At 58.1% G+C, this 18,455-nt stretch carries 19 protein-coding genes; 7 read left to right on the forward strand and 12 right to left on the reverse strand.

What is annotated here, in order from left to right; genetic code table 11:
* Nucleotides 1-51: 51 nt before the first annotated feature.
* The gene (locus L3069_RS05280; RefSeq protein WP_087878403.1) at nucleotides 52-861 is read right to left on the reverse strand and encodes an SDR family oxidoreductase; all 810 of its coding nucleotides are present in this window, start codon (nucleotides 859-861) and stop codon (nucleotides 52-54) included.
* Complete coding sequence (tesA, locus tag L3069_RS05285; protein WP_003858933.1) at nucleotides 842-1,474, reverse strand: multifunctional acyl-CoA thioesterase I/protease I/lysophospholipase L1; 633 nt, start codon at nucleotides 1,472-1,474, stop codon at nucleotides 842-844. Before tesA ends, L3069_RS05280 begins: the two co-directional genes overlap by 20 nt.
* Between tesA and ybbA the strand changes: the two genes are divergently transcribed.
* The 3 genes from ybbA (at nucleotide 1,445) to L3069_RS05300 (ending at nucleotide 5,870) form a co-directional block, all read left to right on the forward strand.
* On the forward strand, nucleotides 1,445-2,131 hold the full coding sequence (gene ybbA, locus L3069_RS05290) for a putative ABC transporter ATP-binding protein YbbA (protein ID WP_038415550.1): 687 nt from the start codon (nucleotides 1,445-1,447) through the stop codon (nucleotides 2,129-2,131). The two genes, tesA and ybbA, sit on opposite strands and share 30 nt — an antisense overlap.
* Entirely contained in the window at nucleotides 2,128-4,542 is a 2,415-nt protein-coding gene (gene ybbP, locus L3069_RS05295) for a putative ABC transporter permease subunit YbbP (protein WP_038415552.1), read from the forward strand. The genes ybbA and ybbP overlap by 4 nt, the downstream gene beginning before the upstream one ends.
* A 182-nt stretch (nucleotides 4,543-4,724) precedes the next feature.
* Entirely contained in the window at nucleotides 4,725-5,870 is a 1,146-nt protein-coding gene (locus L3069_RS05300; protein WP_038415554.1) for a porin, read from the forward strand.
* A gap of 87 nt (nucleotides 5,871-5,957) precedes the next feature.
* On the opposite strand, the gene mnmH is transcribed toward L3069_RS05300, so the two are convergent.
* The 5 genes from mnmH to ppiB form a co-directional block, all read right to left on the reverse strand.
* Complete coding sequence (mnmH, locus tag L3069_RS05305) at nucleotides 5,958-7,028, reverse strand: tRNA 2-selenouridine(34) synthase MnmH (protein WP_038415556.1); 1,071 nt, start codon at nucleotides 7,026-7,028, stop codon at nucleotides 5,958-5,960.
* Between the two features lie 84 nt (nucleotides 7,029-7,112).
* Nucleotides 7,113-8,180, reverse strand: coding sequence for a 5-(carboxyamino)imidazole ribonucleotide synthase (gene purK, locus L3069_RS05310; protein WP_023299480.1), 1,068 nt, complete (start codon nucleotides 8,178-8,180; stop codon nucleotides 7,113-7,115).
* Nucleotides 8,177-8,686, reverse strand: a complete 510-nt coding sequence (gene purE, locus L3069_RS05315; protein WP_023299481.1) for a 5-(carboxyamino)imidazole ribonucleotide mutase — start codon at nucleotides 8,684-8,686, stop codon at nucleotides 8,177-8,179. Before purE ends, purK begins: the two co-directional genes overlap by 4 nt.
* Before the next feature lie 118 nt (nucleotides 8,687-8,804).
* Entirely contained in the window at nucleotides 8,805-9,527 is a 723-nt protein-coding gene (gene lpxH / locus L3069_RS05320) for a UDP-2,3-diacylglucosamine diphosphatase (RefSeq protein WP_038415557.1), read from the reverse strand.
* Nucleotides 9,528-9,530: 3 nt separating this feature from the next.
* Nucleotides 9,531-10,025, reverse strand: coding sequence for a peptidylprolyl isomerase B (gene ppiB / locus L3069_RS05325; protein ID WP_000256009.1), 495 nt, complete (start codon nucleotides 10,023-10,025; stop codon nucleotides 9,531-9,533).
* 175 nt (nucleotides 10,026-10,200) lie between these two features.
* On the opposite strand from ppiB, the gene cysS reads away from it, so the two are divergent.
* Nucleotides 10,201-11,586, forward strand: a complete 1,386-nt coding sequence (cysS, locus tag L3069_RS05330; RefSeq protein WP_063135795.1) for a cysteine--tRNA ligase — start codon at nucleotides 10,201-10,203, stop codon at nucleotides 11,584-11,586.
* Between the two features lie 86 nt (nucleotides 11,587-11,672).
* Here the strand turns inward: cysS and L3069_RS05335 are convergent, their stop codons facing one another.
* The 5 genes from L3069_RS05335 to folD all read right to left on the reverse strand — a co-directional run bounded on the left by L3069_RS05335 (nucleotide 11,673) and on the right by folD (nucleotide 16,233).
* Nucleotides 11,673-12,197, reverse strand: a complete 525-nt coding sequence (locus tag L3069_RS05335) for a metal-dependent hydrolase (protein WP_038415562.1) — start codon at nucleotides 12,195-12,197, stop codon at nucleotides 11,673-11,675.
* A gap of 73 nt (nucleotides 12,198-12,270) precedes the next feature.
* Nucleotides 12,271-13,287: a Mal regulon transcriptional regulator MalI gene (malI, locus tag L3069_RS05340; RefSeq protein WP_023299483.1), complete on the reverse strand. Its 1,017-nt coding sequence runs from the start codon at nucleotides 13,285-13,287 to the stop codon at nucleotides 12,271-12,273.
* Nucleotides 13,288-13,370: 83 nt separating this feature from the next.
* Complete coding sequence (locus L3069_RS05345) at nucleotides 13,371-14,870, reverse strand: PTS transporter subunit EIIC (protein WP_003858916.1); 1,500 nt, start codon at nucleotides 14,868-14,870, stop codon at nucleotides 13,371-13,373.
* Between the two features lie 281 nt (nucleotides 14,871-15,151).
* Entirely contained in the window at nucleotides 15,152-15,364 is a 213-nt protein-coding gene (ybcJ, locus tag L3069_RS05350) for a ribosome-associated protein YbcJ (RefSeq protein WP_022647303.1), read from the reverse strand.
* A gap of 2 nt (nucleotides 15,365-15,366) precedes the next feature.
* The gene (gene folD, locus L3069_RS05355) at nucleotides 15,367-16,233 is read right to left on the reverse strand and encodes a bifunctional methylenetetrahydrofolate dehydrogenase/methenyltetrahydrofolate cyclohydrolase FolD (protein ID WP_022647304.1); all 867 of its coding nucleotides are present in this window, start codon (nucleotides 16,231-16,233) and stop codon (nucleotides 15,367-15,369) included.
* 310 nt (nucleotides 16,234-16,543) lie between these two features.
* On the opposite strand from folD, the gene fimA reads away from it, so the two are divergent.
* The 3 genes from fimA to fimC all read left to right on the forward strand — a co-directional run bounded on the left by fimA (nucleotide 16,544) and on the right by fimC (nucleotide 18,446).
* Complete coding sequence (gene fimA, locus L3069_RS05360; RefSeq protein ID WP_022647305.1) at nucleotides 16,544-17,107, forward strand: type 1 fimbrial major subunit FimA; 564 nt, start codon at nucleotides 16,544-16,546, stop codon at nucleotides 17,105-17,107.
* A 69-nt stretch (nucleotides 17,108-17,176) separates the two neighbouring features.
* The gene (gene fimI / locus L3069_RS05365; protein WP_038415564.1) at nucleotides 17,177-17,719 is read left to right on the forward strand and encodes a type 1 fimbrial protein subunit FimI; all 543 of its coding nucleotides are present in this window, start codon (nucleotides 17,177-17,179) and stop codon (nucleotides 17,717-17,719) included.
* Nucleotides 17,720-17,753: 34 nt separating this feature from the next.
* On the forward strand, nucleotides 17,754-18,446 hold the full coding sequence (gene fimC / locus L3069_RS05370) for a type 1 fimbria chaperone FimC (protein WP_022647307.1): 693 nt from the start codon (nucleotides 17,754-17,756) through the stop codon (nucleotides 18,444-18,446).
* The last annotated feature ends 9 nt before the right edge of the window (nucleotides 18,447-18,455 follow it).

Genomic DNA, 18,455 nt, shown 5'->3' on the forward strand with positions numbered 1-18,455 from the left:
TCTCTTTTATCGGTTTACTCTTTACATGGGGGTAAGCGTCGTCGCTTCAACTCAACCCTGCAAAATTTTGTCCATCATCCGCCCCGGCAGCAGGCGTTTCAACCAGCCGACGGCATGGGTCACCAGCGTCACCGGATAGCGCATTTTAGGGGTATCGCTCTCAAATGCGTGGCGCACTTTGGCAACCACGGCTTCTGGCCCAAGCGTAAAACGCGCCGCGATACCGGGATTTTCGACCGGTTGGTCCGCCTGCGTCTGGTTAACGTTTTCCGTAAAGCGGGTGCGGATGGGGCCCGGTTCAATCAGGCTGACCTTAATGCCGCTGTGGCGCAGCTCCATGCGCAACGCATCGGACCAGGCTTCAAGCGCATATTTACTGGCAGCGTAAGCCCCGCGTCCCGGCGTGGAGATCAGGCCCATCACCGAGGAGGTCATGACAATCCGCCCTTCGCCGTGCGGCAGCATGGCGGGGAGAAGGCGCATGGTGAGCTGATGCGCCCCAAAAAAGTTTGCGGAGAACTGCTGCTCCAGCTGTTCCCGTGAGAGGGTCTGTAGCGGGCCGTATACGCCATAGCCCGCATTGTTGAACAGGCCGTAAAGCCGGTTGTTGGTCAGGGCGATAACCTCATCGGCGGCCTGCTCCACGCTCTCTGGCGAATCGAGATCCAGCAGAATGCCGGTAAATCCCAGCCCTCGCATGCGTTCGACATCTTCGGGTTTGCGGCAGGCCGCCAGCACCCAAAACCCCTGACGTTTCAGTTCAAGGGCGCTCTCAAGGCCAATTCCGCTGGAACATCCTGTTATTAAGACCGATTTTTGCATAACTTTACCTGTCAGGTTCTCAGCTGTTTGACGAGTCATGTTTTACTAAAGGAGCCAGCCGGGTTGCCATCCAGTCGGCAATGAACGGCTGGGCATCGCGATTGGGGTGAATGCCATCATCCTGCATCCACTGGGGTTTCAGATAGACCTCTTCCATGAAAAATGGCAGCAGCGGAATATCAAACTCTTTGGCAAGCTTAGGATAGATCGCGCTAAACGCCTCATTATACCGACGGCCGTAGTTAGCGGGCAGGCGAATTTGCATCAGCAGCGGCTGGGCGTTAGCGGCCTTAATGGTCTGCAAAATAGTCCGCAGCGTTTGCTCCGTTTGCTGTGGCTGGAAGCCGCGCAAACCATCATTACCGCCCAGTTCGACCAGCACCCAACGCGGTTGATGCTGCTTAAGCAGGGCAGGCAGGCGCGATAAGCCTTGCTGCGACGTATCGCCGCTGATGCTGCCGTTAACGACAGACGCCCGGGACTGCCATTTATCATTGAGCAGGGCGGGCCAGGCCGCACTGGCGGCCATACGATAGCCCGCGCTCAGGCTATCGCCCAGAATCAATAACGTGTCCGCAGCCGCCGCGCGGAAGGTCATCAGCATCAAAAACAGGAAGGGCAAATGCCAGCGGAAAACATTGTTGAAGTTCATCGTCTTAAGAAGTCCGTCGGTCAGGGAGAACACGAGCTTTCCATCCTCACCGGAGTTGAACTCGTTGTCAAACGTGCCGAAACCATCGCCCTGATTGGCGAATCCGGTTCCGGTAAGTCCACGCTGCTGGCCATTCTCGCCGGGCTGGACGATGGCAGCAGCGGGGAAGTGAACCTGGTCAGCCAGCCCCTCCACGCGCTTGATGAAGAGGCGCGCGCCGCGCTGCGTGCCCGGCATATCGGGTTTGTCTTTCAGTCATTCATGCTGATCCCAACCCTCAACGCGCTGGAAAACGTTGAGCTGCCCGGCCTGCTGCGCGGTGAAAATACCCGCGAAAGCCGCGATCACGCCAAAGCGTTGCTGGAACAGCTGGGGCTGGGAAAACGTCTCGACCACCTTCCGGCGCAGCTTTCCGGCGGTGAGCAGCAGCGCGTGGCGCTGGCCCGGGCGTTTAACGGGCGCCCGGAAGTGCTGTTTGCCGATGAGCCCACGGGCAATCTCGACCGTAAAACCGGGGACAAAATTGCCGATCTGCTGTTTTCACTCAACCGCGAACACGGCACCACGCTGATTCTGGTTACCCACGACCCGCAGCTGGCCGCCCGCTGCGACCGCCGCCTGCGGCTGGTGAACGGTGTTCTTCAGGAGGAAGCATGATTGCCCGCTGGTTCTGGCGCGAATGGCGCTCGCCCTCGCTGCTGATTGTCTGGCTGGCGTTGAGCCTGGCGGTGGCCTGCGTGCTGGCGCTCGGCAGCGTCAGCGATCGTATGGAGAAAGGGCTTAGCCAGCAGAGTCGGGAATTTATGGCGGGGGATCGGGCTCTGCAAAGTTCTCGCCCCGTGCCGCCGGGCTGGATTGAGGAAGCGCGCAAAGAGGGGCTGAAGGTGGGAGAGCAAATCACCTTCCAGACCATGACCTTTGCGGGCGACACGCCACAGCTTGCCAGCGTAAAAGCCGTGGATGACATCTACCCGATGTATGGTGATTTACAAACCAGTCCGCCGGGGCTAAAACCGACGGCCGGTACGGTACTGCTGGCATCGCGTCTGATGGCGCTGCTGAACCTGAAACCCGGCGACAGCATCGACGTCGGCGACGCGACCCTCAAAATTGCCGGGGAAGTGGTGCAGGAGCCCGACTCCGGATTTAATCCGTTCCAGCTCGCGCCGCGCCTGCTGATGAACACCGCTGATGTGGCGAAAACCAACGCCGTCCAGCCGGGTAGCCGCGTCACATGGCGCTATAAGTTTGGCGGGACGCCTGCTCAACTGGAGGCGTATGAAAAATGGCTCCTGCCTCAGCTCAAGCCGGAACATCGCTGGTACGGGCTGGAGCAGGATGACGGGGCGCTCGGCAAATCCCTTGAGCGTTCTCAGCAGTTTCTGCTGCTGTCGGCGCTGTTAACCCTGCTGCTGGCCATTGCGGCCGTTGCCGTGGCAATGGGGCACTACTGCCGCAGCCGTTACGATCTGGTGGCGATACTCAAAACCCTCGGCGCGGGCCGGGCACAGCTGCGCAAGCTGATTGTCGGCCAGTGGCTGATGGTGCTGGCGCTGTCGGCTCTGACTGGCGGGGCGATAGGGCTGCTGTTTGAAAAGCTGCTGATGGTGCTGCTCAAACCGGTACTGCCCGCTGCGCTGCCGCCTGCCAGCCTCTGGCCGTGGCTGTGGGCCATCGGCGCGATGACGACGATCTCCCTGCTGGTGGGGTTACGCCCCTACCGGCTGCTGCTCGCCACCCAGCCGCTGCGCGTGCTGCGCCGGGATGTGGTGGCCAGCGTCTGGCCGCTGAAGTTCTATCTGCCGGTGATTATTGCGGTGGCAGTCGGGCTGTTGGCCTGGCTGATGGGCGGCAGTACGCTGCTGTGGGCGGTGCTGGCGGGCGCGGTGGTGCTGGCGCTGCTGTGCGGCGTGGTGGGCTGGCTATTGCTCAATCTTCTCAAAAAGCTGACGGTGAGATCGCTGCCGGTGCGGCTGGCGGTTAACCGACTGCTGCATCAGCCGTGGTCCACGCTCAGCCAGCTCTCGGCATTTTCGCTGTCGTTTATGCTGCTGGCGCTTCTGCTGGTGCTGCGCGGGGATCTGCTGGATCGCTGGCAGCAGCAGCTTCCTCCGGAAAGCCCGAACTATTTCCTGATCAACATTGCTCCCGAACAGGTGACGCCGCTGAAGGGTTTCCTGTCTGAGCATCACATTATTCCGGAATCGTTCTATCCGATCGTGCGCGCCCGCCTGACGCAGATCAACGGCCAGTCCACGGAGGGAAATAAGGATGAATCGCTCAACCGCGAGCTCAACCTGACCTGGCAGGCGAAACGTCCGGACCATAACCCGATCGTTGCTGGCACCTGGCCGCCGAAAGCGGGGGAAGTGTCGATGGAGGAGGGGCTGGCGACACGCCTGAACGTGAAGCTCGGTGATAGCGTGACCTTTACCGGTGATACCCAGGATTTCACCGCCAAAGTCACCAGCCTGCGCAAAGTGGACTGGGAAAGCCTGCGGCCAAACTTCTTCTTCATCTTCCCGCCGGGCGCGCTGGACGGACAGCCCCAGAGCTGGCTGACCAGCTTCCGCTGGGAAAACGGCAACGGCATGCTGACGCAACTGAATCGGGAGTTCCCGACGGTGAGCCTGCTGGATATCGGCTCGATCCTCAAACAGGTCGGGCAGGTGCTGGAACAGGTGAGCCGCGCCCTGGAGGTGATGGTGGTGCTGGTGACCGTCTGCGGCCTATTGCTGCTGCTGGCGCAGGTACAGGTGGGCATGCGCCAGCGTCATCAGGAGCTGGTGGTCTACCGCACGCTGGGGGCCAGTAAACGGCTGCTGCGCGCCACGCTGTGGAGCGAATTTGCCCTGCTCGGGCTGGTGGCGGGCCTGGTGGCGGCCATCGGGGCGGAAACCGCACTGGCGGTGCTTCAGACGAAAGTCTTTGATTTTCCATGGGAGCCTGACTGGCGGCTGTGGCTCACGCTGCCCGTCTGCGGCGCGGTGCTGCTGTCCCTGTGCGGTGGCTGGCTCGGGACGCGGCTGTTGAAAGGTAAAGCGCTGTTCCGCCAGTTTGTCAGCTAGTTTACTTGCGTGATGATGACGCACCGGCATTTCTGCTGGTGTGTCATCACTTAATAGCACAAATCGTTAATGCCCATGCATTTAGTAGCACAAAACATTAAAAACCCGCCCACACAGCCCGAATTTTTCCGGTTAATATTCACCAGCTAAATATTTAGCAGCGTGTCTATCAAGGAAAAAGAATGACTATAAGAAAAACAGCGCTGGCGACAACGATCGGCGCAGCAGTGGCATTGGCTTCTTTCGCATCTCAGGCGGAAATCACCCTTCTGAAACAGGATCCGCAGGCGGGTAACCCGCTGAGCCGTCTGAACTTCACCGTTGGCGGCAGCATCCGTCCTCAGTTCCAGAACATGACCGGTGATGACGGCAAAAACGGCTACAAGCGTAACGGCTTTGACGGCGGTACCCGTTTCCGTTTCGCGGCAGACTACTACCTGTTCGATGACATCAGCTGGATCACCTACTACGAGCTGGGTGTGAACATTCCGGCGCAGTTTAACTGGGATAACCACTACGCCGACGGCGCGCACGACACCTCACGCCGTATGCTCTACACCGGTCTGAAGAGCGACACCTGGGGTACGCTGACCTTCGGCCAGCAGAATAGCGTGTACTATGACGTGGTGGGCGCGAAAACCGATATCTGGGACTACGACATGATTGGTCAGGCGTCGGGTAACGGGATCAACGGCGACTACGACGGCTCTTACCGTTCACGCCAGATGCTGAAGTACAAGAAAACCGTGGGCGATGCTGACATCTACGCCTCTTACCTGTTTGAAGACAGCGAATACCTGCCGGGCAACGGCCTGCGCTACAAGCGTAAAGGCGGCGGTTCACTGGGTATCGATTACCACCTGACCACCGATCTGACCTGGGGCGCAGCGTGGAACTACACCCGCGCGGACATGCGTAATTCGGACAACGGCGACAGCAAATCCTACGACCAGAACATTCTCGGCACCGCACTGAGCTGGACGCCGGATAACTGGACTTTCTCCGCAGGCGGCGGCTGGTATCAGAACTTCATGACCACCAAAAAAGTGTCCGTTAACGACTACTTCGCCGGTGATGCATGGGGTATTGAATACTTCGCAGGATACAAATTCCCGGTCGGTCAGTATGCGGTGAAATCCATTCAGCCGTACTTCATGGGCGACCGCATTGAGTACGTGAACGGCCGTAACTACCAGCGCATCGACAACGGCGTGGGTATCAGCTTCCAGCTGGACTACGGTTTCCGCGTGGATTACGAACACGTGTTCACCTCCAGCACCGACAACCTGGGCGACATGAACCTGGTGCGTCTGCGTTACGACTTCTGAGTGGTTTGTTCCCCGGTGGCGCTGCGCTTACCGGGGCTACAAAAGCACGCGTAGGCCGGGTAAGGCGTAGCCGCCACCCGGCTTTTTTCAGCGATCAAGCCACTCGGCAATTTCTTCGTACGTCCCGCGAAAAACAATCTTCTCCGCTTTCTTCTCCAGCTGATAGCCGTACATCGGGTCGTAATAGTCCTTCAGCAGCGGCACAAGCCAGCTGAAGTGCGCGTCAGTGCTTCCAGAGCGCTGTTGTTCCAGCAGCGCGGAATCCAATAGCGCGGTAAATTCCGCGAATCGTTGCAGCCCCAGACGACGGCGGATGGCGAACAGGCCGTGATGCAGGTATTCGCTGTAGGCTTTCCAGCCCGCTTCTTCACCGTAGGCGGCAAAAAAGTCGGCCCACATGTGGTCGAAATACTCTTCGCGCAGGCGCTCAAGACGGATCTCAAACGGATCTTCGACCACCACGACAGGCGCTTCCGCCATGCGGTCGCGCAGGCACTCCGGCAGGTGGTTAGAGCCAATCATCCGGCCCTCATCCTCCAGCACCCAGCGCGCGGCATCTTTTTTTAGCAGCTCGACGGCAAGGTGATTCTCGAAGCTCGCCTGAGAAAGTTGCGGGGTGAGCGTGCGGCCAAATGACGAGCCGCGATGGTGCGCCAGCCCTTCCAGATCGATGCCCTGCGCATGCTGCTTCACCAGCAGCGTTTTGCCGTTTCCGGTACAGCCACCGATAAGCACCATCGGTTTTTGTGACTGCTCAATCGTCACCTGAATTGCCGTCTGGCGCAGGGCCTTATAGCCGCCGCGGATCAGCGGATAATCGATTCCCGCCTCTTTAAGCCAGGCCTGGGAGATATGTGAGCGCTGGCCACCGCGCGCGCAGCAAAGGTAGCCCTCAGGATGGGCCAGGCTGGCTTCGCGCCAGGCGTTGATGCGCGCCTCTCGCGTCTCGCCGTTGACCAGGCTATGGCCGAGCGTCAGTGCGGCGTCCGGACCCTGGCGTTTATAGCAGGTGCCGACGGCGGCACGCTCGTCGTCGTTCATTAAGGGCAGGTTGAGTGCGGCGGGCATCGCACCCTGGACAAATTCGATCGGCGCGCGAACGTCGATTAAAGGGGTATCGGACGCGAGGATCGCGCGATAGTCCGTTCCATCGTTCATGGTGGTTCCAGAAGAAAGCTAAGCAGCAATGGGCGGGAATTGTACGCCGGGGAAGGGGAAGGTCAACTCCCCGGCGGGGGTTACTTACTTCAGTTTTGACTGCGCCCAGACAATCCCGCTCGCGTATTCTGGCGGTAGCAGGGGAACAATCGCTTCCAGCGTGGCGCTCAGGCGGTCCGTGTCGGTATCGTTCAGGTTCAGGTGGCCGACCTTACGACCCGGGCGCACCGCTTTGTCGTACCAGTGCAGGTGCACCAGCGGCAGCTTCAGCCAGTCGTAGTTCAGATCGGTGCCGATCAGGTTGATCATCACCGACGGGCTGGTCACCACCGGCTGCGGCAGCGGCAGGTCAGTGATGGCGCGCAGGTGCAGCTCGAACTGGCTGATGGAGGCACCGTTTTGCGTCCAGTGGCCGCTGTTGTGCACGCGCGGCGCAAGTTCGTTGATCAGCAGACCCGATGGCGTGACGAAACACTCCATCGCCATTACGCCCACATAGCCCAGCTCATGCATGATGGCAGAGAGCATCTCTTCCGCCTGCGCCTGCTGGTCAGCATTGGCCTGCGGGAAGGCGACGCTGGTGCGCAGAATCCCGTCCTGATGCAGGTTATGCGTTAGCGGGTAAAAAACGGTGTGCCCGTCATGCCCGCGCGCGCCCACCAGCGACACTTCACCGCTGAAGTTTATGCCCTGCTCAACGATGCACTCGCCGTAGCAGTCGTCCGGCAGCTCGGCGGTGTCGTTCGCGCGCAGGCGCCACTGCCCGCGACCGTCGTAGCCGCCGACACGACGCTTCACGATCGCCAGATCGCCCAGCATGGCGAAGACGTCATTCCACTCGCTTTTGTCGGACAACAGCTGCCACGGCGCGGTCGCAAGGCCGAGCTTGTCGAACAGCTGCTTTTGCGTCAGACGGTCGGCGATGATCGGGAAGACGTCGCGGTTCACAAAGGCGTTATGGCGCGCCAGCTCGCGGGTCAGGGCGGTTTCCGGCCAGCGTTCAATTTCGGCGGTGATCACGCTCTGATGGAACGGCACGGCTTCCGGCTCGGCGTCCAGCCCGACGGGCCAGACGGCAATACCCAGCGGCTCACCGGCCTGACGTAGCATCCGGCCAAGCTGACCATTACCAAGAACGCAAACCTGCTTCATGCTGCACCCCGCGGATCCGGGTTATCCAGCACCTCGTCGGTCTGGGCTTTACGCCACTCCGCCAGGCGTTGATGTAAGTCATTATCATGCGTCGCGAGGATCTGCGCGGCCAGCAGGGCGGCATTTGCGGCACCCGCCTTACCAATCGCCAGCGTACCGACAGGGATACCGCGCGGCATCTGGACGATAGAGTACAGGCTATCAACCCCGCTTAACGCGGCGCTCTGTACCGGCACGCCCAGTACCGGCACCAGGGTTTTGGCGGCAATCATGCCCGGCAGATGTGCTGCGCCGCCCGCACCGGCAATGATCACCTCGTAACCGTTCTCTTCGGCGCTTTCGGCGAAGCTGAACAGTTTATCCGGCGTACGGTGCGCGGAAACCACTTCAACGTGGTGCGGAACATTCAGGATTTCAAAGATTTCGGCGGCGAACTGCATGGTAGCCCAGTCGCTTTTGGACCCCATCACGATGGCGACACGCGCCGGATTATTGCGGGAAGACATGCGTCTTAAAACTCCTGTGGTGCGGAACACACTGCTTTCGAGGGCACAGAGAATAGCATGTAATACCGGCAAGGAAAACGGTTGCGTGGTCGTGAAATGGGCGAAAAAACGAGGAGGGTTAGAACGGGAAGGCGATCAGTTCCACACCTTCCGGCGTGACTTTGACCATCGATCCTTCGCTGTGCCAGGCGCCTAAAACCACGCGATGGGCGGGCTCGCCGTTGGCGATAAGGGAATGCACATCGGGACGATGGGTATGGCCGTGGATCAGCCACTGAACGCGATGCTTCTCCATCACCTTCACTACCGCCTGCGGGTTGACGTCCATGATGGTCATCGATTTGCTGCTATTGGCGGCCTTGCTGCCCGCGCGCATTCTGGCGGCGATGCGGTTGCGAATAAACAGCGGCAGGGCGAGGAACACTTTCTGGATCCACGGGGTATGAACTTTGGCGCGAAACGCCAGGTAGCCGGTATCGTCAGTGCAGAGCGTGTCGCCGTGCATGATCAGAATATTGCGGCCATAGAGGTCAAGCACCTGCTCTTCCGGCAGCAGCGTCATGCCGCTCTCGCGGGCGTAGCGCTGGCCGATCAGGAAATCACGGTTGCCGTGAATGAAATAGCAGGGGACGCCGGAATCCACCAGCGCTTTAATGGCCGCTGCCATCTCACGGTGCAGCGGGTTCGGATCGTCGTCGCCTATCCAGGCCTCAAACAGGTCACCCAGAATGTACAGCGCATCGGCGCTTTTCGCTTCACCGCGTAAAAAACGCAGAAAACCGGCGGTTATCGCCGGTTCTTCTGTTTGCAGATGCAGATCCGCAATAAAGAGTGTCGCCACGAATTACTCGCTGACGGTCACGCTTGTGATCACAACGTCTTCTTTAGGAACGTCCTGGTGCATACCGCTGCGGCCAGTAGAAACGGCTTTGATCTTGTCGACCACGTCCATGCCTTCAACCACTTCTGCGAATACGCAGTAGCCCCAGCCCTGCAGGCTTTCGCCAGAGAAGTTCAGGAAGTCGTTGTCCGCCACGTTAATGAAGAACTGTGCGGTAGCAGAGTGCGGGGCCTGAGTACGGGCCATTGCCAGCGTACCGCGGGTGTTTTTCAGGCCGTTGTTCGCTTCGTTTTTGATCGCTTCTTTCGTCTCTTTCTGGCGCATGCCAGGCTCGAAACCGCCGCCCTGGATCATAAAGCCGTTGATCACACGGTGGAAAATAGTGTTGTTGTAGAAACCTTCGCGGCAGTAGTCCAGGAAGTTTTTAACTGTTTCAGGCGCTTTGTCATCAAAGGTTTTGATTACGATATCGCCATGATTAGTGTGGAAAGTAACCATTTTTGCATCCTGTTCCGTTATTGTGGTGCGTCGACCCGTGCTCGGGTCACATATAGGGGCTTGTTATAGCATAACCACAGGACACGATCACCTTGCATTGTGTGCTGACCGTGCTCCGAATTATGGGTATTATAAGGAACAAACAATCCACACACGTGTTTACATGGAATCTTCGATGTTAAAAATCTTTAATACAATGACGCGCCAAAAAGAGGAATTTAAACCTATCCATGCCGGGGAAGTCGGCATGTACGTGTGTGGTATTACGGTTTACGATCTCTGTCATATCGGCCATGGCCGTACCTTTGTCGCGTTCGACGTGGTGTCCCGCTACCTGCGCTTCCTGGGCTATAACCTGAAGTATGTGCGCAACATCACCGACATCGACGACAAAATCATTAAACGTGCTAATGAAAATGGCGAAAGCTTTGTCGCGCTGGTGGATCGCATGATCGCCGAAATGCACAAGGATTTTGATGCCTTGAATATTCTGCGCCCGGATAGCGAGCCGCGTGCGACCCACCATATTCATGAAATCATTGAGATCACCCAAAAGCTGATCGAGCGCGGTCACGCCTATGTGGCAGACAACGGCGACGTGATGTTCTCGGTGCCGACGGACCCAACCTACGGTGCGCTTTCCCGCCAGGATCTGGACCAGCTCCAGGCCGGTGCACGCGTGGACGTGGTTGACGTGAAGCGTAATCCGATGGACTTCGTGCTGTGGAAGATGTCCAAAGCGGGCGAACCGAGCTGGCCATCCCCGTGGGGCGAAGGGCGTCCGGGCTGGCACATTGAATGTTCCGCGATGAACTGCAAACAGCTGGGCAACCATTTCGACATTCACGGCGGCGGTTCGGATCTGATGTTCCCGCACCACGAAAACGAAATCGCGCAGTCCACCTGTGCTCACGGCGGCGAGTACGTGAACTACTGGATGCACTCCGGGATGGTTATGGTTGACCGCGAGAAGATGTCGAAATCGCTGGGTAACTTCTTCACCGTGCGCGACGTGCTGAAGTATTACGACGCGGAAACCGTGCGCTACTTCCTGATGTCCGGCCACTATCGCAGCCAGCTGAACTACAGCGAAGAGAACCTGAAGCAGGCGCGCGCTGCGCTGGAGCGTCTGTATACCGCACTGCGCGGCACCGACAGGTCTGTTCCGGCCGCTGGCGGCGAGGCGTTCGAAGCCCGCTTCGTTGAGGTCATGAACGACGACTTCAACACCCCGGAAGCCTACTCCGTGCTGTTCGACATGGCGCGTGAGGTGAATCGCCTGAAGTCAGAAGATATGGCGGCGGCGAATGCGCTGGCGTCTCATCTGCGTAAACTCTCTTCCGTGCTCGGCCTGCTGGAGCAGGACCCGGACGTGTTCCTGCAAAGCGGCGCGCAGGCGGACGACGATGAAGTAGCGGAAATTGAAGCACTGATTAAAGCGCGTCTGGAAGCGCGTCAGGCGAAAGACTGGGCGGCGGCGGATGCGGCGCGTAACCGTCTGACCGAGATGGGTATTATTCTGGAAGATGGCCCCCAGGGCACCACCTGGCGTCGTAAGTAAGTCCGTAATGCCCGGTGGCGCTTACGCTTACCGGGCCTACAGGTGAAGGTAGGCCGGGTAAGGCGCAGCCGCCACCCGGTTTTTTTTTACCTTCTCTTCTTCCACCATAATACTCCCATCAGCACGATTCCCGGCAGCCACACCCACAGCAGTTCCGAGATAATCACCTGATGCCCGTACGGCGTGGTATAGCGCGACAGTGCAAACGGCGCGACCTTAATCACCTGCCACGGCGCAAAGAAGCGCTCATCTGACCAGGGCCATAGCCAGCCGACGCCTTTCCCGCCGGTGGTAATCGAATCCAGCAGGCTGTGCGACAGCAGCGACACGGTTAAAAACAGCCAGCAGCGCGACAGGCTGGCCCGGAACCATCGACGCCCAGCCAGCACGCAAAGTATGGGCACTACAAAGGCAAACAGCAGCGAATGAGTGAAACCGCGGTGGCCGAAAATATTCCCGTAGGCGACACCGAATTTAAACGCCAGTACGTCAGCGTCAGGCAGCATGGCGAGGACGATCCCGGCAAACAGCAGGCGGGGTGGGATGACTTTGGTTCCGAGCCCTAAGCCCAGACACAGAGGTACGGCAGCGTGGGTGATAACGGTAGGCATTACATTTATCCATGGCAAATCATGGAAATATAGCAGTCATCTCGCGCTATAAGACCCATGCTAAATTCTGAATTTACGCCGATTCCCGCGCGATAAGCTGGCCGGAGAGGGTAATACGCTGCGTTTGCAGATCCGGCTCCTTCAGCCTGCGGATCATCAGCCCTGCCGCCTGGCGGCCGGTCTCTTCACTGGCAGACGAAACGTAAGTCAGTGACGGCGACGTGAGGTTTACGTGAAGCATATCTTCAAAGCCGATCAGCGCCACCTGCTGAGTCAGGAAAACATCTTTGCCCACCGTGCGCCCCACCTGGTGAATGCCGGAGATCGAACCGATCATCGCGTCCGGCGAATGGCAGAGCAGGGCGGTAATCGTGTTGTTCTTCTCCAGCAGCTGGCGAGTCGCCATGGCCGCCGCCTGCGTATCATCGGTGCAGGCGGGAGAATATTCCTCACGCCAGACCAGGCCGTTCTGCGTCATCGCGCTGCGAAAACCGAGCAGGCGCTGCTCGCGAATACGGCACCCGTCGCGCCCGCCAATGTAGGCGATGGTGCGGTGCCCGCGCTCGATAAGATAACGCGCGGCCAGGTTCGCCGCCTGGCGGTTATCGCGCATCACCAGGTTGCATTTCTCTTCCAGCAACGACTGCGAAACCGCCACAAGCGGCAGCGGGCATTGGCGAATGTGTTCCGGGAGAGAGGCGGCGCGGGTGTCCGACGCCAGATAGATGACGCCCGCCACGCCCTGCTGCTTAAATGAGAGCAGGGTACGCTCAAGATGTTCGTCGTCGTTCAGCGGCTGACCGAGAAAAACCATATAACCCTGTTTCTCCAGCTCCTGAACGATGCTCGCCATCACTTTGATGGAAAAGCTGTCGCTGAAGTCCCGCAGGATCAGGCCGATTAAGTTGGAGGTGTTGGCGCGAAGGTTGGCAGCGGCGACGTTATGAACATAGCCCAGCGTTGTGATGGCGGCATTGACCTTCCCGATCGTCGCCTCTGAGATTTTCCCTTTCTGGCGCAGCACCAGCGACACGGTAGAAACCGACACGCCCGCATGCTTTGCAACATCAATAATGCTGACTTTCTTCAAAACCGCTCCCTGAAATTTACCGATTATCAGCCAGATAAGAGGCGTACCCCAGCGTACAGGAGACGCCTCCTTCAGGCATCTTATTATTTGCCAATCATCGTGGACATGGTCTGGGCGATAAACTGTGCTCTGGCCCCGAAAATCACCTGTATCCCGTTGTCGCCAACAAACACCACGCCGCGCGCGCCCAGCCCGTTCAGCCCGTCCCGGTCCACCGCTTCGCTCTTCGCCACTTCCAGACGCAAACGCGTGATACAGGAGCCGACAGAATCAATGTTCTGCGCACCGCCCAGCAGGCCGATGATTTCGGTGGCAAGTTCGGAATCGGACTTGTCATTCGCGCTGGCGGTCACTTCGGTGCGGCCCGGCGTTTTCACGTCGAAACGGCGGATCACGAAGCGGAACGTGAAGTAGTAAATCAGGGCCATTGGGATACCGATGATAATGGCGCTCAGGAAGTTGGTCTGATAGCCGTTAAACGACGGCAGGATCCCGAACGACAGGTAGTCGATAAAGCCCGCCGAGAACGACTTGGCGATGTGCGCATGCAGCAGGTACATGGTCATGTACGCCAGGCCCGCCATGATGGCGTTGAAGACGTAAAGGATCGGCGCCACGAAGATAAAGGTGAACTCTACCGGCTCGGTGATGCCCGTCAGGAAGCAGGTGAGGGCGGCGGAGAAGAGAATACCGGCCGCGATTTTCTTATTCTTCGTGTGCGCTTCATGGTACATCGCAAGGCACGCCGCAGGCAGCGCGAACAGCATCAGCGGGAACTCGCCCTGCATGAATTTCCCGGCGTTCTGGTAGGTATCGCTGCTGAAGGATTTCACCCCCTCTTCGAGCATCTTGAACCAGATGGTCTGGTCGCCGTGGATCACCTGACCCGCCTGGGTAGTGTAATCCCCGAACGAATACCAGAAGGAGGGATACCAGATGTGGTGCAGGCCGAGCGGGATCAACGCGCGCTCCACCAGCCCGAAGATAAAGGTCGAGGCCGCCTGGTTATCGCCGTTCACCACCACGGACAGGGCGTCGATCCCGGACTGAATATGCTGCCACACGTACGGCAGCAGCAGGCCGAGCAGGAACGACAGAAATGCCGTCGCAATCGCCACAAAACGCTTCCCGGAGAAGAAGCCGAGGAATTCCGGCAGCTGCATGGTGTGGAAGCGGTTGTAGCACCAGGCCGCGAGAATACCGCAGATCAGGCCGCCAAAGACACCCATCTGCAACGTCGGAATGCCGACGACCATGGCGTATTTCCCGCCCTGGGAGGCCATTTCCGGCGTAATGCTCAGCACGGTGCTGATGGTGATGTTGGTGACAAACACCGAGACCGCCGCAGAGAGTGCCGCAATGCCGGATTCCGAAGCCAGACCGACGGCAGAGCCGATGGCGAACAGCATCGGCAGGTTATCAAAGATAACCCCGCCGGCGTTCATCATCAGCGGCAGGTGGAACTTATCGCCGAAGGCCAGCAGCAGGCCTGCAGCGGGAAGCAGTGAAATTGGCAGCATTAAGGCGCGACCAATCATCGATAACTTAGACAGCGATTTAACAAACCCTGATATCAGACTCATGCTGATTTCCCCCGAGTAGCGCTTTTTCGCGCTGTTATTGTAAGTAGAACGTTTTAGTAGAACGTTCTACTTATCGTGGGGAAAGTCTGAAAATCGCGCAACATAATTTTCACGTTTCGCCAGAGGGAATAGTGATTATTTGAAGTTGATCGATAATTAACCGTGATGGGTGTGAGGGGATTGTGAGAGAAATTGCCGGGTGGCGGCTTCGCCTTACCCGGCCTACAAACGGAGACAGTACGTAGGCCCGGTAAGCGCAGCGCCACCGGGCATCAGACAGCTCAGGCCGTCACGGTCACGCTCTGACCTGCAAAGCTCACGGTCTGGCCCGCGACAATTTTGCAGCGCTTGCGGGTTTCCACCGTGCCGTCTACTTTTACCTGCCCGTCGGCGATGACGATTTTCGCCTGCGCGCCGCTTTCGCTCCAGCCTTCCAGCTTCAGCAGATCGCACAGCTCAACGTGCGGATGTTTACCTAAAGAAAAAGTTGCCATGATTACGCGTCCTCTACGTCGTGATACTCCTCGCACGCCTGCAAGGTATTCTGAATCAGTGTTGCGACCGTCATCGGGCCTACGCCGCCCGGGACCGGAGTAATATAGGAGGCGCGCGCTGCGGCATCTTCATACACCACGTCGCCGACCACTTTGCCGTTTTCCAGACGGTTAATACCCACGTCCACGACGATTGCGCCCTCTTTGATCCACTCGCCCGGAATAAAGCCCGGCTTGCCGACCGCAACGATCAGCAGATCGGCGTTTTCGACGTGATGACGCAGGTTTTTGGTGAAGCGGTGGGTGACGGTGGTGGTGCAGCCCGCCAGCAGCAGCTCCATGCTCATCGGGCGGCCCACGATGTTGGAGGCGCCAATCACCACAGCGTTCAGGCCATAGGTGTCGATGTTATAACGCTCCAGCAGCGTCACGATGCCGCGCGGGGTGCACGGACGCAGGCGCGGCGCGCGCTGGCACAGACGGCCCACGTTATAGGGATGGAAACCGTCAACGTCTTTGTCCGGCGCGATACGCTCCAGCACCTTCACGTTGTCGATGCCCGCAGGCAGCGGCAGTTGAACCAGAATGCCGTCGATCTCTTTATCGGCATTCAGGGTGTCTATCAGTTCCAGCAGTTCTGCTTCGCTGGTGGTTTCCGGCAGATCGTAAGAGCGGGAGACGAACCCCACCTCTTCACACGCTTTGCGTTTGCTGCCGACATAAATTTGCGAAGCCGGGTTGCTGCCAACCAGCACAACGGCCAGCCCTGGGGCGCGTTTTCCGGCGGCTATACGCGCCTTCACTTTTTCCGCAACCTCAGAGCGCACCTGCTGCGCAATCGTTTTACCGTCAATAATCTTTGCTGCCATCAGAGAGAAGATTCCGTCTGTAACGTTAGAAAGGGGGGATTACCTGTATTTTGTCAGAAGCGAGCGCCGCTGTCAGTCACCCTTTACGAGATTTCATCGATGGCCCGCAAAACCCCTTCTCAGGGCATGGTCAATTTCTTAGAGGCGATTAGGATGTGACCTGGCAAAATGGCAGCGTTTTGACATATTACAAAATAGATTCCTGAGCTACTTTGTCCTCTCCGAAATAAGCCTTCAATTTTTTAATTGAACGTATTTCTTATTCCCGAATATGCGCGGGAAGGGTTATTTACATTTTAAAGGAATAGACATGAAACTCAGCAACATTGCTTCTACTGTTATTGCAACTCTGGCCCTGGTCGCGGGTGCCGCTCACGCAGAAGATCCGGTAGCACCTGTATCTGTAAACGGTGGTACGGTGCATTTTAAAGGTGAATTAGTGAATGCCGCGTGTTCAGTGAATACTGACTCTTCAGAGCAGACGGTTAATCTCGGCCAGTACCGTACCGCGAAATTCACTAAAGTGGGTGACACCACCTCCAATATTCCCTTCACCATCGAACTGAACGACTGCGATCCTGCGGTAGCGAAAACCGCTGCTGTCGCGTTTACCGGCCAGATCGACGCCACCGACAAAACGCTGCTGGCGGTAAGCTCCGGTAACAACGACAACTCCGCGAAGGGCGTAGGCATTGAGATCCTCGACAGCAAATCCTCCACGCTGACCCCGGACGGTGCAACCTTCTCTGCGGCGCAGAACCTGATTGAAGGGACTAACACCCTGAACTTCACCGCGCGCTATAAAGCCACGGCGGCGACCACCGCGCCAGGCCAGGCAAACGCGGACGCAACATTCGTAATGAAATACGAGTAATGCCTGAGTACAGGGATGTGGCTGGCCTCAGGGAAGAGGTCTTTTGATCGCCTATACCGGGAGCGAAGGATGACAAGGACTGGGATACTGCTGTGTGCCCTTGCGATTGCCTCAGCAGTAAACGCACATACCGTTGTCATAGACGGCGGCAAAGTACACCTCAGGGGAGAGCTGGTTAACGGCGGCTGCGCCGTGGCCCCGGACAGCCAGAATATGCGCGTGGATATGGGGCAATACCGCACAAACGCCTTTTTCGGCGTCGGCAGCTTTTCCACGGTTAATGTGCCTTTCACCGTACGTCTGCTGGATTGCAGCGTGGACGTCTCCCGCACCGTGGGGATCCAGTTCCAGGGAGTGACACCGGCAGAAGACCCGCAGGTTTTCCTGGCGACATCGCGGCCGGGGGAAAATGCGGTCAGCAGTGGTGTCGGACTGGCGCTTTTTGACGAACAGCAACGTCAGATCATCCCGAACGCGACGGCAGTGAGCTGGTTACCCATTAACACCCGCGAGCTGGTATTTCATTTCAGCGCCCGCTACCGGGCTATTTCCGAACACCTTGTACCAGGCACTATTCAGTCGAATGTCTGGTTTACGTTGATTTATCCCTGACGCCTGCGAACTAATTATTAAAGGTACGGTTGTGATGAACACCCTGATTAAACCTGGACTGTTTTTAACTTTTATTTTGATGATGGTTTCTGCCAGCGCGAATGCATCCGGCGGAATTGCGCTGGGCGCGACGCGCGTTATTTATCCGGCCGATGCAAAACAAACGTCGCTGGCGATCACCAACAGCAATAAACAAGAGCGCTATTTAATTAACGCGTGGATAGAAAATGCCAACGGGCAAAAGGAAAAAACCTTTGCCGTCACGCCGCCGCTGTTTGTCAGCGAGCCGGCCAGCGAAAACACCCTGCGCATTATCTACGCAGGCCCGGCGCTGCCTGCCGATCGCGAATCACTCTTTTACATGAACGTCAAAGCGATTCCCTCCGTCAGCAAAAAACATCAGGACGGCAACAACGTCCTGCAACTGGCCATTCTGTCACGCATCAAGCTGTTTGTTCGCCCGGCTAACCTGGCGATGCCGCCGGAAGAGGCGCTCTCACAGCTGCGTTTTGAGCGCGTCGGCAACCATCTTAAGGTGAGCAATGCCTCGCCGTATTACGTCACGCTGGTCAATCTGAAGCTCGGCGGTCAGACGCTGGAGAACCTGATGGTTGCTCCGAAAAGCTCGGCGCAGCAGGTGCTGCCTGCCGCAGCGAGCGGCACGCTCTCCTGGCAGAGTGTGAATGACTACGGTGCCATTACGCCGGCGCGTAGCGTCAGCCTGTGAGCAGAGACA

Origin of the sequence: Enterobacter cloacae complex sp. ECL411 (assembly GCF_021869665.1) — a bacterium.
Taxonomy (GTDB): Bacteria; Pseudomonadota; Gammaproteobacteria; order Enterobacterales; family Enterobacteriaceae; genus Enterobacter; species Enterobacter intestinihominis.